The 13,121-nt window shown below is 69.3% G+C and carries 15 protein-coding genes and 6 pseudogenes; 15 read left to right on the forward strand and 6 right to left on the reverse strand.

Features of this window, described 5'->3' with window-relative positions; all coding sequences use genetic code 11:
- Nucleotides 1-18: 18 nt before the first annotated feature.
- The 5 genes and pseudogenes from PUR53_RS31010 (at nucleotide 19) to PUR53_RS31025 (ending at nucleotide 2,505) form a co-directional block, all read left to right on the forward strand.
- Complete coding sequence (locus tag PUR53_RS31010) at nucleotides 19-189, forward strand: hypothetical protein (protein WP_329901330.1); 171 nt, start codon at nucleotides 19-21, stop codon at nucleotides 187-189.
- Nucleotides 190-192: 3 nt separating this feature from the next.
- Entirely contained in the window at nucleotides 193-420 is a 228-nt protein-coding gene (locus PUR53_RS48345; protein WP_443080379.1) for a DDE-type integrase/transposase/recombinase, read from the forward strand.
- A 66-nt stretch (nucleotides 421-486) separates the two neighbouring features.
- Nucleotides 487-1,567: pseudogene (locus PUR53_RS48350) on the forward strand (IS110 family transposase).
- Nucleotides 1,485-1,907 (forward strand): hypothetical protein, encoded by a 423-nt coding sequence (locus PUR53_RS48355; RefSeq protein WP_443078307.1) that lies wholly within the window; start codon nucleotides 1,485-1,487, stop codon nucleotides 1,905-1,907. Before PUR53_RS48350 ends, PUR53_RS48355 begins: the two are co-directional and overlap by 83 nt.
- Nucleotides 1,908-2,133: 226 nt before the next feature.
- Entirely contained in the window at nucleotides 2,134-2,505 is a 372-nt protein-coding gene (locus tag PUR53_RS31025; protein WP_329901327.1) for a hypothetical protein, read from the forward strand.
- A gap of 30 nt (nucleotides 2,506-2,535) precedes the next feature.
- Here the strand turns inward: PUR53_RS31025 and PUR53_RS31030 are convergent.
- Nucleotides 2,536-3,178: pseudogene (locus PUR53_RS31030) on the reverse strand (IS6 family transposase).
- A 19-nt stretch (nucleotides 3,179-3,197) separates the two neighbouring features.
- On the opposite strand from PUR53_RS31030, the gene PUR53_RS31035 reads away from it, so the two are divergent.
- The 4 genes and pseudogenes from PUR53_RS31035 (at nucleotide 3,198) to PUR53_RS31050 (ending at nucleotide 4,822) form a co-directional block, all read left to right on the forward strand.
- Nucleotides 3,198-3,659, forward strand: a complete 462-nt coding sequence (locus PUR53_RS31035; protein WP_329910376.1) for a hypothetical protein — start codon at nucleotides 3,198-3,200, stop codon at nucleotides 3,657-3,659.
- A gap of 51 nt (nucleotides 3,660-3,710) precedes the next feature.
- A pseudogene (locus PUR53_RS31040) lies at nucleotides 3,711-3,842 on the forward strand (undecaprenyl-diphosphatase); the annotation flags it as partial.
- 117 nt (nucleotides 3,843-3,959) lie between these two features.
- Nucleotides 3,960-4,139 carry a hypothetical protein gene (locus PUR53_RS31045; protein WP_329901325.1) on the forward strand — a complete coding sequence of 60 codons (180 nt, stop codon included), beginning with the start codon at nucleotides 3,960-3,962 and terminating at the stop codon, nucleotides 4,137-4,139.
- A gap of 5 nt (nucleotides 4,140-4,144) precedes the next feature.
- On the forward strand, nucleotides 4,145-4,822 hold the full coding sequence (locus tag PUR53_RS31050; RefSeq protein ID WP_329910394.1) for a chloramphenicol phosphotransferase CPT family protein: 678 nt from the start codon (nucleotides 4,145-4,147) through the stop codon (nucleotides 4,820-4,822).
- An 18-nt stretch (nucleotides 4,823-4,840) separates the two neighbouring features.
- On the opposite strand, the gene PUR53_RS31055 is transcribed toward PUR53_RS31050, so the two are convergent.
- A complete protein-coding gene (locus PUR53_RS31055) occupies nucleotides 4,841-5,581 on the reverse strand; it encodes an SDR family NAD(P)-dependent oxidoreductase (RefSeq protein ID WP_329910377.1) in 741 nt (246 codons plus the stop codon).
- Between the two features lie 181 nt (nucleotides 5,582-5,762).
- Here PUR53_RS31055 and PUR53_RS31060 point away from each other — a divergent pair, with 181 nt between their 5' ends.
- Together PUR53_RS31060 and PUR53_RS31065 are read left to right on the forward strand one after the other, a co-directional pair.
- Nucleotides 5,763-6,731, forward strand: coding sequence for an expansin EXLX1 family cellulose-binding protein (locus tag PUR53_RS31060; RefSeq protein WP_329910378.1), 969 nt, complete (start codon nucleotides 5,763-5,765; stop codon nucleotides 6,729-6,731).
- A gap of 9 nt (nucleotides 6,732-6,740) precedes the next feature.
- A pseudogene (locus PUR53_RS31065) lies at nucleotides 6,741-6,863 on the forward strand (IS5/IS1182 family transposase); the annotation flags it as partial.
- Between the two features lie 18 nt (nucleotides 6,864-6,881).
- Here PUR53_RS31065 and PUR53_RS31070 read toward each other — a convergent pair.
- Entirely contained in the window at nucleotides 6,882-7,568 is a 687-nt protein-coding gene (locus tag PUR53_RS31070) for a helix-turn-helix domain-containing protein (RefSeq protein WP_329910379.1), read from the reverse strand.
- 63 nt (nucleotides 7,569-7,631) lie between these two features.
- On the opposite strand from PUR53_RS31070, the gene PUR53_RS31075 reads away from it, so the two are divergent.
- Nucleotides 7,632-8,483, forward strand: a complete 852-nt coding sequence (locus PUR53_RS31075) for an NAD(P)H-binding protein (protein ID WP_329910380.1) — start codon at nucleotides 7,632-7,634, stop codon at nucleotides 8,481-8,483.
- 26 nt (nucleotides 8,484-8,509) lie between these two features.
- Here the strand turns inward: PUR53_RS31075 and PUR53_RS48360 are convergent.
- A pseudogene (locus PUR53_RS48360) lies at nucleotides 8,510-8,686 on the reverse strand (IS5/IS1182 family transposase); the annotation flags it as partial.
- A gap of 135 nt (nucleotides 8,687-8,821) precedes the next feature.
- Between PUR53_RS48360 and PUR53_RS31085 the strand changes: the two are divergent.
- Nucleotides 8,822-10,063, forward strand: coding sequence for a serine hydrolase domain-containing protein (locus tag PUR53_RS31085; protein WP_329910382.1), 1,242 nt, complete (start codon nucleotides 8,822-8,824; stop codon nucleotides 10,061-10,063).
- A 43-nt stretch (nucleotides 10,064-10,106) separates the two neighbouring features.
- Here the strand turns inward: PUR53_RS31085 and PUR53_RS31090 are convergent.
- Nucleotides 10,107-10,621, reverse strand: a pseudogene (locus tag PUR53_RS31090) (DUF4291 domain-containing protein).
- Nucleotides 10,572-10,982 carry a winged helix-turn-helix transcriptional regulator gene (locus PUR53_RS31095; protein ID WP_329901319.1) on the reverse strand — a complete coding sequence of 137 codons (411 nt, stop codon included), beginning with the start codon at nucleotides 10,980-10,982 and terminating at the stop codon, nucleotides 10,572-10,574. The pseudogene PUR53_RS31090 and the gene PUR53_RS31095 overlap by 50 nt, the downstream one beginning before the upstream one ends.
- A gap of 67 nt (nucleotides 10,983-11,049) precedes the next feature.
- Here PUR53_RS31095 and PUR53_RS31100 point away from each other — a divergent pair, with 67 nt between their 5' ends.
- A complete protein-coding gene (locus tag PUR53_RS31100) occupies nucleotides 11,050-11,760 on the forward strand; it encodes an NADPH-dependent F420 reductase (protein WP_443078306.1) in 711 nt (236 codons plus the stop codon).
- 597 nt (nucleotides 11,761-12,357) lie between these two features.
- Nucleotides 12,358-12,813, forward strand: coding sequence for a hypothetical protein (locus PUR53_RS31105; protein ID WP_329901318.1), 456 nt, complete (start codon nucleotides 12,358-12,360; stop codon nucleotides 12,811-12,813).
- Nucleotides 12,814-13,121: the final 308 nt, after the last annotated feature.

The following is a 13,121-nucleotide window of genomic DNA, read 5'->3' on the forward strand; positions in this document are numbered from 1 at the left end:
AGTTCAACCGATGGGCCTGTGGCCGGCAACTGTGACAGTCGAGCCCATGCGAACTGGCCTGTCCACCATTCCCCCCCCGAGCGCCCCGGCATCAAGCTGGTCGGCGACATCACCTGCCTGCCCACCGCCGAGGGTTGGCTCTACCCCGCCTGCCGGCTCGACCTGGCCACCCGCGAGGTCGTCGGCTAGGCCATGGCCGACCACCACCGCGCCGAACTCGTCACCGACGCCCTCGACATGGCTCACGGTTGGGCGCATTTGGAGCCCGGTTGTGTCATACACAGCGACTGCGGCAGCGAGTACACGTCGACCCAGCTCCGTGAACAGATAGGCAAGTTGAGGCTGCGGCAGAGCTGCGGACGCACCGGATCATGCTTCGACTGTGAGGATGATCGGGTGCCGCTTCGGGCGGTGGCCTGACCCGTGCTTCGACTGGCGTTTTTGCCTTGGCGTTGATCTGTCGGCCACTGCCTGGGGCGGTACTCGCTGCCGCCGGACAGGGGATGTGTCCCGATAGGGCCTTCGCGACAGGCACCGTCACACGTCCACGCCGCGGCCGTCATCACCACGCTCGGCGCCGCTCTGGACAGCCGAAGCTTCCCGGCGACCGCCGAGGGGTATCGTCAACTCCTGTTCTGGGCCCACTCGTTCGGCACGCTGCGACGAGCCGGGGTCGAGTGCACCGGATCCTCTGGCGCAGCCCTGACGCGGCACCTGCGGGCCGAGGGCATCGAGGTGACCGAGGTCAACCAGCCCGACAAGGCCGCCCGACGGCGCCACGGCAAGACCGACGCCATCGATGCCGAAGCCGCCGCCCGCGCCGTGTTGTCCGGTCGCGCCACCGCCGCAGCGAAGAGAGCGATGGCCCGGTGGAGATGCTGCGACTGTTCAAGCTGGCGAAGGGGTCCGCGAGCAAGTCCAGGACCCAGGCCATCAACCAGCTCAAGAGCGTCCTGGCCTGCGCAGATGCCGAACTTCGCGAGTCCCTGGCAGGGCTGAGCAACCCGAAGCTGTTCCAACAGTGCGCTCTGCTCGCGCAGTCGGAAGTCTCCGGGCCGGCAGGGGCCGCGCGGCACACCTTGAGACTGCTGGCCCGCCGCATCCAGCACCTGACCGAGGAGATCAACGACCTCAACAAGCGGACAGCAGAAGCGATCCGAGCGAGAACTTCCGGCCTGCTCGACGTCCACGGCGTCGGCCCGGACACCGCAGCAGCCCTGCTCACCTCGGCCGGTGACAACCCCGAACGCCTCGACAGCGAGGCATCCTTCGCCGCCCTTTGTGGCACCAGCCCGGTCGAGGCATCCTCTGGCAAGGCCCAGCGCCGCAGACTCAACCGCGGCGGCGACCGCCAGGCCAAAGCCGCCCTCTACCGGATCGTCCTCAGCCGCCTGCGTTGGGCGGGCCCTTCCCAGGACTACCTGCGGCGACGCCTCGCGGAGGGCAAGACCAAACGCGAGATCATCCGCTGCCTGAAAAACGGTATGTCGCACGAGAGATCTATCGGCACATCGCCCCCGCAAACACCGTGGCACACCCCACGGAACCAGCCCGAGACGCCACTTGACATCCATAGGGGCATCAATGCCGCCGCGGAGAGCTTCTGGGCTCTGCGCAAGGAGGAGATCGGAACCCGGACCTGGCCCGACCGGACCACCACCCGCGCCGAGGTCTTCACCTTCATCGAGACCTTCTATAACCGCCGCCGCCTGCGCAAACACAGGACCTTCGGCCATCTCACCCCGATCGAGACCAGGCAGCGCCACCAACACGCTCTCGCGGACCTGTGCGGCTGGTACCGCCGGGCCAAGGCAGACCAGAGCGAGGGGCAGCCCAGCGAGCTGACCAGCGCCGACTACGGTGTCCCGCGAATCCATGCCGAACTGCGGCGCCGGGCAGCACGGTGATCTCGTGCGCGAGTGCGTCGTCGCCCGCCTGGCGGGCCCGGCGGGCGGCCTCGCTCTCGCGCCAGGCGTAGTAGGAGGGGCGGGCCACGTGCAGTACACGGCGCGATCGCGTCTCGCTTGAACTCTTCGGTGTACCGCTGCTCGCACACGCTCTGCCGCCGGTCGTCACCGACCGATGGTTCAAGGAGTGCCCAGGAGACCCCGATGCCCCGGTGGTCGTACGGGCATGTGCGCGGGTCGCCCAGGTGCCGGAGAAGACCAACTCCCGGAGGATCTCAACCCGTGGCTGGCGGTGCTGTGGCTGATGTACGTCTACGGATCCCCGCCGCACGCGGCCGTCCCGGTGTGGACCAAGGCGGTCAACCGCGATCCGTGGAACCGGGCCGCTTACCACCAGCTGCTGCGCCACCTGACCCCACGCGGCCACGGGACGCTCATGAAGACGATCGACTTCGCAGAGCGGTGCGCGAGCCAGGCACCTCACGGATCACTCGTAACCCTGCTCCCCCTCGCTGCCCGGGTCGAGCTGGTCGCGTACCGGATGGCCAAGGACTCCGCTGGCGGGCGCTGTCACGTTGTTGGGTGTGTGGGTGCCTGACGGTGTGTCGGGGCGTGGTGGGGCCTGTGCTCAGTCTGTGGTGGGCAGACTGGCGGTGCCTGTGACTTGCTCCCAGATGGCGAAGCGGATGGTCAATTCGGCTCGGTAGTCGGGGGCAGTCATCAGATGGCGGCGGGGTCGGAAGTGGGGTGAGATGCCGCTGAACGCGGTTCTTCGCCCGGTTGTTCAGCCCCTTGTGCGAGCGGTGCTCGACCGAGGGCATGACCTCGCGGTGGGCCGCGCCGTAGGAGCGGAGCCTGTCGGTGATGATCACCCTGGGCACCGTGCACGTCTTCTTCAGGAGCCTGCGGAAGAAGCGTCTGGCCGCGGCCTTGTCCCGCCGGTTCTGCACCAGGATGTCCAGCACCATGCCGTCCTGGTCGACCGCCCGCCGCAGGTACTGGAACCGCCCGTTGATTTTGATGAAGACCTCGTCCAGATGCCACTTGCCACCTGGACGGGGCCGGCGGCGGCGCAGCGAATTGGCGTACTGCTGCCCGAATTTCACGCACCAGCGGCGGATGGTCTCGTAGGAGACGGTCACGCCGCGCTCGAGCATCAGCTCCTCGACCTCGCGGAACGACAGCGGGAAGCGGAAGTACAGCCACACGCAGTGGGAGATCACCTCGACCGGGTAACGGTGACCCCTGTACGACGGCGACGCGCTCCCCACGGACGGTCCCCCCTCCACCATGATCAACCCGGAGATCATCCCACCCACTCAGCCAACGCGACAGCGCCCCTGCGACTTCTTCGAGACCATCGCTCTGTCCGGGACGCGGCTGTACCTGTTCGCGGTGATCGGGCACGCCGGCCGGCGCATCCGCGTCCTGGGCGCGACGGCGCACCCGACCGCCTCCTGGATGGCGCAGGCCGCCAGGAATCTCGTCATGGATCTCCAGGACGCCGGCTGCCAGGCCCGCTACGTGATCCGGGACCGGGACGGGAAGTTCCCCGAACTGTTCGACACGATCCTCGCCGACGCGGGAATCGAGGTCGTGCTCAGCGGCATCCGGATCCCCCACATGAACTCGGGCCCTGACCATGGAGCAGGAGATTGCCGATTCGCTGCAAACCAGGTGGCTGCGCTTCATGGCCAGCGAGGGAGAGCACTGGAAAGTGCCATCTCCCACTGCTCTGGCATTCGATGTTGAAGAGTGGTGGAAACAGCAGGTCAAAGCCGCTCAGGACCTCGACGTTCGAACTGGTTCATGAAGTTCATCTCCACCAAGAGCTTCATGCCGTTCGTCTGGTACCGCATCGCCCTCGGCATCGTCATCGTCGTCCTGGTCTCCATGGGCGTCCTGAGCCCGCACGCGGGCGAGTCGGGCGGCTGATCCGGGGGTGCCCCCCGACAGCGTGTCCGTCCCCAACTCCCTTCAGTGACCAACCACATACGGCTTCCGTAGCCGCCCGGTAGCGCACTGTCAGTCCGGGCGCCTACTCTGTTCGGCATGTCCCCCGATTTCCTCGCCCGTGGTTCCGTGCGGTCCGCCGACGACCTGAACGACCGGATCAGAGCGCTGTGGCGCCACGCGGGCGCGTCGCTGTCGGCACAGGAGCGGGCGGAGTACGAACTGCTGGTCGTGGAATGGGCGGCGGCGATGCGGGGAGACGTGATCGAGGCCGCGTGACCCCGATGCGCGGGCGCGAGCCGCGGAGCGCCGCCGAAGGGGACTGCACCCCCGGCGGCCTGATCATCTTCCTCAACGGCACGTCCAGTTCGGGGAAGTCGAGCATCGCGACAGAGTTGCTGCGCATCCTCGACGATCCCTACTTCCACATCCCCGTCGACGCGTTCCACGCCATGCGGACCCGTCAGGAGCTACCGCCCGACCAGCTCACCACCGTCCTGCACCGCACCTGGCGGGGCTACCACCGCGCGGTCGCCGGCATGGCGGCCGCCGGCAACAACATCGTCATGGACCACGTCCTGAGCGCCGAATGGCGACTGCGGGACTGTCTCGACCTGTTCGTGCCCCAGGACGTCGTGTTCGTCGGCGTCCACTGCGACCGGGACGAGCTCCAGCGGCGTGAACGGGAGCGGGGCGACCGGCCGCTGGGGCTCGCGGCCCGGCAGCTGGACCAAGTGCACGGCCACGGCCTCTACGACATCGAGTGCGACACGAGCCGCGCGGACCCGCTCCAATGCGCCTCCCGCATCAAGGAGTTCCTGCCCGACCGGCCGAGACCGACGGCGTTCGAGCAACTCCGCGACAAACAGCGGGACTTGCACCACGGGCGGACTGAACCGCGCCCTGAAAGGGGCGCGGGGAACTGCGCGAGCAACCACGCACAACCCGCAGTCGGCCAGTGACCAGGCCCCAACGGCGCTTCACCGACCCCCCGACACCCGCAGCACCGCCCCCGTCGTGTACGAGGCCTCCGGAGACAGGAGCCAGGCGATGGCCGAGGCGATCTCATCGGCGCGACCCGGCCGGCGCAGCGGCACGGACGCGGCGATCCGGTCAGGACGCTCCGGGTCCCCCATCCGCGCGTGGATCTCCGTGTCGATCACCCCGGGCGCGACCGCGTTGACGCGGATGCCGTCCGGCCCGAGTTCCTTCGCCAGCCCCACGGTCAGCGTGTCGACCGCCGCCTTGGTCGCCGCGTAGTGCACGTACTCACCGGGACTGCCCAACGTGGCCGCCGCCGACGACACGTTGACGATGGCGCCGCTCCCCCAGGCCGCCATCACCTTGGCCGCCCGGCGCGAACACAGCAGCACACCGAGGAGGTTGACCTCGACGACCCGCCGCAGCACCTCCGTGTCGGTGTCCGCCAGCCTCCCGAACGGGCCCGTCACCCCGGCGTTGTTGACCAGCCCGGTCACCGACCCGAGCCGGTCCGCCGCCGTCTCGAACAGCCGGTCCACATCGGCCTCCACCGAGGTGTCCGCCTTCACCGTGACACAGCGCGCCCCGCCCGCCCGCACGCCCGTCGCGATCCACTCGGCCGCCGCGCCGTCGTTCACATAGCCCACCACCACGTCGTGCCCGTCCTCGGCGAGCCGTAGGCAGGTGGCGGCACCGATCCCCCGGCTCCCACCCGTGACCACCGTGACCGGACGTGACATCCCAACCTCCCCGACGAACCAAACGATCGATCATCCTACGATCGCAGCTTCGCGCCCGCCGCACCTCGAAGGCAACCATTCCGGCCCCGGCGGCAACCCATGAGTGGCAAGCTCCTTTCACGCGAGCCCCACACGCATCACGCTTCCTCCCGAACCAGGCACGGACCAGAAGGACTTGAACGTGGCAGCCCGTTCCCACCGCTCCGCCCGCCCACCCAGGCGGCGCACCGCCCTCGTGTCCGTCGCCGCCGTGGCGGCCGTCGGGCTCGCCGCATCGCTCGTGATCGCCTTCGGTCCCGACCGCGACACCGACACCGAGGCCGCCGGAAAGGCCGGGGCCACCCCCGTCGCGGCCACCACCCGGACGTCCGCACCGCCCTCCGGCGCACCGCAGGGGAAGAAGCCCTCCGCCACCCCCTCGAAGTCCCCCTCCCCCTCGGCCTCGAAGACCACCCCGTCGGCGACCCCGACCGCCGAGCCCACCCGGCCGGCGACCGCCGCCACCGGGCGCTCCGGATCCGCCTCGGGAGAGCTGGCGGGACGGATCCGCCCCGGGGTCGACTACACGGGGGTCGCCACCTTCTACGACGCGGGGACCGGCGAGGGCGGCGCCTGCTCGTTCGGCGCGAGCGACGACGTCATGACGGCGGCGATGAACACCACCGACTACGAGGTCTCCAAGGCCTGCGGGGCGTATGTGCGGGTCCGCGCGGGCGGCGCCGCCGTCACGGTCCGCATCACCAACGAGTGCCTGTCCCCCTGCAAGCCCGGCCAACTCGACCTCAGCGCCGAGGCCTTCGCCAAGCTCGCCGCGCCCTCGCGCGGCGAGATACCGATCACCTGGAGCCTGCTGAGCCCCGCCGTCTCCGACCCGCTCTCGATCCGGTACAAGACCGGGTCCAGCCAGTACTGGTGCGGCATCCAGGTCCTCGGCCACCGGAACCCGGTGGCCCGCCTGGAGGTCCGCGCCGGCGGCGCCTGGACCCCGTTGCCCCGTACCGAGTACAACTACTTCCTCTCCGAACAGGGCGGCGGGTGCGGCGGCGCGCTCCGGATCACCGACATCTACGGGGAGCAGCTGACCGTGGAGGGCCTCCCGGTGCGGCCGGACGTAGTCCAGCGGACCGGGGTGCAGTTCGCGGCACGCTGAACCGAACCCCTGTGGGACCAATTCACGGCGCTGCTGCTACAGCGGCCCGCCTACGATCCAACTCACCCGCTGGGCTGCCACCGCACGCGGATCAGCGTCCGGACCCTCTTCGACAAGCTGCTGCAACTCCTCCTTCGCCAGTCCTGGAACTCAGCCAGTGCACGGAGTCGCGGCGGGGCGCCGCCCTGCGGTGAACGCGGCGGGTGGGACACCCATGAAGTGGCGGAACTCGGCTGTCATATGGGACTGGTCGTAGTAACCCGCCGTCGCGGCGATGTCCGACCACCGGCCGGCATCGGCCGCGAGCACGGTGCGAACGCGGTCGATGCGTGCGAAGTGCTTGGGGGACAAGCCGGTGCCGGCGGTGAACAAGGTGTGCAGGCGGCGCTCACTGATGTGCAACCGGGCCGCGGTCGTGGCGACAGTGGCACCGACCAGTAGGTGTGCCGCCTGTTCGAGCCGGTCCGGCGGCTCCGGCACATCGGCCAGTGCTTCTTCGAGAGCGGCGATCGGATCGGCGGCGAGCTGGTCGACGTCCAGGCCCGGTAGTTCGCGGAGCGGCAGGGCCCGGTCGGCGAGATCACGCAGCGGACGGCCGAGCAGGGCTTGGGCACGACCCGGCCGCATGCGAACCCGCACGCACGAATGCCCGGGCGCCCCGGCGTGATAGGCGGCCCGGGTGCGGGGACCCATGACGATCAGCTCACGCTTGTCGCTGCGCAGGAGAAGTGCGGTGGCGTGATCCGGCACGTCGACCGCCGTCGAACCAGCCGCCGTGGCGACATCGATACCGGCCACCCAGCGCTGAAGGGCAGGCGGCACGACGAGAGAGTTCACGCGGCTCACGATAGTGCCGAAACTTCCTATCACCCGGCGTGAGAGCGATGCGATCGTCGGGACATGATCCTTGTTACCGGGGCCACCGGCACCATCGGTAGTCACGTCGTCCGTCTGCTCACCGAACAGGGCGTGCCGTTTCGGGCGATGTCCCGCCGCGAGCGGCCCGGAGGGGTGCGGGCCGACTTCGACGACCCGGCGTCGCTGGCGCGCGCGGTGGCCGACGTCGACACGGTCTTCCTCGTAACCGTGCCCCCCGTGCCGACCGCGGACCACGACATCGCCCTGGTCACGGCCGCGCGGGCGGCGGGAGTCCGTAAGGTCGTCAAACTGTCCGCCATCGGCAGCGGCGAGCGGTTCGACGGGGCGACCGTCGGCGCGTGGCACCTCGCCGCGGAAGAGGCGATCGAGGCCAGCGGGCTCGTCTGGACGATGCTCCGCCCGCCGAGCTTCGCCTCGAACTTCTTGTGGTACCGGGCGCTGATCCAGGCCGGAGAGCCGATCCCGAACCTCGTCGGCGACTCCCGGCAGGCCATCGTGGACCCGAGGGACGTGGCTGCGGTCGCCGTCGCCGCCATGACCAGCGCTGCGCACGACGGGCAGCGGTACGACCTGACCGGGCCAGAGCTGCTGACGTTCGCAGACCAGGCGGCGATCCTGGAGCGCGTGCTGGAACGGCCGGTCAAGATCGCCGACGCGAATGCGCTCGACCAGTTGCCGGCCGGGATGAGCACGGGCATCGGCTGGGCACGCTCCGGCGGGGCGGCCTACGTCACCGACCACGTGCCGCAGGTGCTCGGCCGACCGGCGGGCACGTTCGAGCAGTGGGCCCGCGACCACCGGGAGAGATTCGCGGTGATGACGGCATCCGTGAGGTCGAAGAAGGCGTCGATGACGTCGATCCGGCGTTCGTAGCAGCGTGCGAGTCGATCCTTCTCGCAGTCCAGAACGAGGCCGACGATGCGATCGTAGGCCTCCAGAGCGATGTGCCGGAGCCGGGCGAAGACGCCGAGCCGGATCCACTCATCACGGCGGTTGCGAATCGTGGTGGCCGAGCAGGCGGTGTCCGCCAGGGCTTCGTAGGAGCAGCCAAAGCGCAGGAGTTGCAGCAGCTTGTCCGCGCGCTGAGGACGGCCGACATCGGAGACAGCTCGCGTGGCCGATCCGCCGGACAGCGTAAGCACGCGCGCGCGTCGTCGCGGTCCCGGCCGAAGCTGAGGGTGCCCCTGCCGACCGAACCTCACGGGACCCTCATGCCCCTCACGCCCCGCACAGCCGCTTCCCACCCGCGCGCCCACCCCCGGTTCCGTCCCCGTCTCCGCCCCGCCCTCGTCGCCCTGCTCGGCGCCTCCTGCCTCGGCGGTCTGCTCCTCGCCCCGGCAGCGGGCGCCGCCGCCGACGGCGGTGGCGGTGGCGGTGGCGACGGCAGGGGCGAGCGCGCCCTGCAACGGCAGCTCGAAGAACTGGTCCGCACCCCCGGAGGCCCACCCGGCGTGATCGTCGTACTGCAACGGGACGGCAGACCACGTGTCCTGCGCGCCGGTGTGGCCGACGTGGAGACGGGCCGCCCGATCGAGCCCACCGACCACATGCGGATCGCCAGCACGGCGAAGGCGTTCAGCGGCGCCGTCGCGCTCCGCCTCGTGCAGCAGGGCGAGCTCGACCTCGACAGCACCATCGGCGACACCCTGCCCCGGCTGCCGGACGCCTGGGGATCCGTCACGCTCCGGCAGTTGCTGAACCACACCAGCGGACTGCCCGACTACAGCGAGGACCAGGGGTTCCTGGACCTGCTCCGGGCCGACCCGCGCCGCACCTTCGACCCCCGCCGGCTGCTGGACTTCGTCGCGGACGAGCCGCTGCGCTTCCCGCCTGGCTCCCGGTATCAGTACTCCAACTCCGACAACATCGCCGTCGCGCTGATGGCGGAGGCCGCGACCCACAAGCCGTACGAGGACCTCCTGCGCCGGATCGTCTACCGGCCGCTCGGGCTGACCGACACCAGCCTTCCCCTGGGGTACGAGATGCCGGAGCCGTACATGCACGGGTACGCCGTCGAGCCGCCCGCGCCGCCGGAGGACGTCAGCGAGGCGCTCAGCGCGTCCGGTGTGTGGGCCTCGGGCGGGATCGTCTCCACCCCGCGTGACATGACGCGGTTCATCCGGGGCTACGCCGCCGGGGAGCTGACGTCGAGGGCGGTCCTGCGCGAGCAGCGCCGCTGGATCGAAGGGGCGTCCGAACCGGCCGGGCCCGGCCGCAACAGGGCGGGACTGGCCGTCTTCCGCTACGACACGCGCTGCGGGGTGGTCCTGGGCCACACGGGGAACTTCCCCGGCTACACCCAGCTGATCGCCGCGACCCCCGACGGCCGCAGGTCCCTGACCTTCTCGCTCACCACCCAGGTGAACAGGACACTCAACCCCGATCTGCTGGAGAGGCTCCGCGCCGTCGAGGAGAACGCGGTCTGCGCACTGCTCGGCCCCCGCCGCCGCTGAGCAAGCCACACCCCCGCGTCATGACGCACGCCTCGCTCCGGGCTCAACACCGCAGATGGGCCAGCACGTCGTCCGCGACCGGATACGGCCGTTCCGCTGGAAGCAGCGCGGCGGCCGCGTCCAGATCACGGGCCCGTACGAGGCCGTGGACCTCCCTGGCGAGCGGCGTCACGTCCTCGATGCCGACGATCCACTCGTCCGCGTATCGCGCCGCCGCCTCGCCCGACAGGCCCAGCTGCAGCGAGCGGTACGGCAGCGGGGCGAGCCGCAGGTCGCGCTCGGGGTCCCACTGGACGCGGGCGGGCGACCGGCGTACCTCCCGCTGCCAGGCGGCCCGGCTCTCGTGCATCTTGGGAACGTAGTGCGAGAGGCAGGAGTGGCGCAGCGCCCACTCGAACCCTCACGGCTGATCTCCACGGCCAGAACCGTCTCCTGGCCCTCCTTCAGACCCCACCCGCAGCGGTACATCATCCACAGGAAGGACGGCTTGATCCATGTCAAGCCTCGCTCACAGACCTCTTGCGGTACTGCCCTCCTGGGCTTCAAGAAGTTCGTCACCGTGCTCGATCGCCCAGCGTCCGAGCGCCGTCATCGGGCCCTCGACCAGGCTCTGTCCCAAGCCGGTCAGGGCGTAGTCGACGCGTGGTGGTGCCTCGGCATAGGCGTGCCGCTCGATCAGTCCGCTCGCGAGCAGGCGGTTCAAGGAGTCGGTCAGAACCTTGTCGCTGATGCCGCCAATCGCGGCGTGCAACTCGCGGCGTCGGCGCGGTCTCGAGCGAAGCGCCGCCAGTACGACGGGATCCCAGGTATGGGCGAAAAGATCTGTGGCCGCGCGCAAACGGCAATCGGCGACCAACTCATTGCAGCGGGCGTCGTGATCAGTCATCTCGCCGTCCATCATCGCGCGCCGGTCACGCACTGATCGGTGCGTAACGCCTCTCCTACCGTGACCAACCGACCGACGGCCAAGGGAGAGGCACAGACAGATGCGCATCGGGATCCTGGGAACAGGGACACTGGCGGCTGCCCTGGGAGAGGGCTGGGCACGTGCGGGACACGAGGTGGTGATCGGTGGACGGTCGCAGGTCAAGGCGGAGAAGCTCGTTGAGCGGCTGGAGCACAAAGTGCTCGCTGTCGCACCGCGTGAGGCGGTCACCGGGCGCGATGCGGTGCTCCTCGCCGTGTCCTGGGACGGCGTCGAAGAGATGCTGGGGATGGTGGGCGCGTCCGACGGCGTGCTCCAAGGGATGCCGCTGATCGATCCCACGAACGCCGTTGCGCATGGCGTCGGCACCCTGCTCACCGAGCACGGCAAGACGATGGCGGGGCGGATCGCCGGGCTTGCTCCGGGAGCCCGGGTCGTGAAGGCGTTCCATCTCTTTCCCGCTGACCGGTGGACGAGCCCGAGCGGTCGTGGCCAGTCCCGCGTGACGGTGGCGATGTGCGGCGACGATGCGACCGCCCTGCACGTCGTCGGTGAACTGGTGCGTGACGTCGGCGGAGTTCCGGCGACCCTGGGGAAGCTGGATCGAGTCCGCCAGTTGGAGGAGGTGGCGGGTTTCGTGATCGGCTTGGCCTTCGCAGGCTTCGACCCTGGCTCCGCCGTCCCCCACTTCACCTCGAACGACAGGCACGCCGGCTCACAGGGTGGGCGTATCTCTCACACACTCGATGATCTGCCGCGACAGGGTCTGTGAACGCGGCTTGATGACCCAGGTCAAGCCGTGTTCACAGACTGCATCCACCGTGATCGGGGTGGCTTCCTGCCTTCTTTGGAGGGCTGTACGTTCTGCACGGCCGACGGCTACCACCAGCAGTATCTTGACCGCAACACAACGGCCACGCCGGGACCCGCGTTTCCTGTCCGATCGGTGTGGCTCTGGCCAAGGGGTGAGTTTCGCCATCGACCCTGATCTTCTAGCGGCTTTGTGGAGGGAACGGCATCCGTCGGGCCCTCCCGTCGCTCACACGTTTCGCACTAGAGGTTGTCCCGTAACCGGTGGGGCGGTTGGTGCGTTGGCTGGGCATGGGTGGGGTGATCTCAGCGGATGATCCGAAGTGGATCGAGTCGTCTCGGCCGCCTGGCCGGCTGGAAGGGTCGGGTCGATCGGTGCGAACGACCCGGGGCCATTCGGGAGTACCGCCGCGCCTTTCGCGCGGTGCGGCCGAACGTCGCTGGGTGGCCTTCCGGCCGCAGCGGACTGCGGACGTTTCGTCGATGTGGGTTCGCCTGCCCCCCGATGGCTCTAGACTCGCGTCCGTCCATGATCATTCTTGCTACAGACGGGATTACGGTGTCGATATTCGCCAAACGGACCGCCACGCTTCTGGCCGCGACCGCTATGGCCGTCAGCATCTCCCTCGGTTCCGGCGCGGGCACAGCCGCGGCTGCTCCCACGCTGACCTACGACGTGTACTGGTCCCAGACCAACAAATCGGCGATCTACTACCTCTACGCCAACGGTGACTACGCCGGATTCGTGGAATGGCACGCGGACCCGGTGGGCTCCACTCCTGGTGACGCGCTGCGGGCGCGTGACAGCTCGGCAGAGGGGTGGGGCGTCGAGGCGACGGTCAGTACGATCACGATCGGCTACTCCCGTACGGCTTCCACCCGGGGAGAGCCGTCCCCCTACACGACTCCGTGGAATACCGGCAACCTCGAAGAGGGGACCAAGCTGCGACTCACGGGCTGCCTGGTGAAGGGCTCGGAGGAGGTCTGCACCGCGGGCCACCACGTCTACGCGTAGCCGCGGCCCCTCGACGGGACGAACCGGCGGGCTGCGGGCTGCGGGCTGCGGGGTACCGGTAGTTCTTGGACCGCCCGCTCCGCCACGGAGTTGTGTCCACCGCTGGTTACTCGACGGTCGCCGGGGTGCCGACCTGGTCGCACAACTCGAACAGCGGGAACCACTCCTAGAGGCAATGCCGTTGCTTTACGGGTCTGCTGGTTGGGGTCGTTTGATGCGGACAGCTCGGGTTCCGGTGAGGGTGGGCTGGGGCCATGTCAGGTGCTCAGCCCGCTTGAGCCAGTAGTTGGACATCTTGCGCTTGACGA

It is taken from the genome of Streptomyces sp. SP18BB07 (genome assembly GCF_036322545.1).
GTDB lineage: Bacteria > Actinomycetota > Actinomycetes > Streptomycetales > Streptomycetaceae > Streptomyces > Streptomyces deccanensis.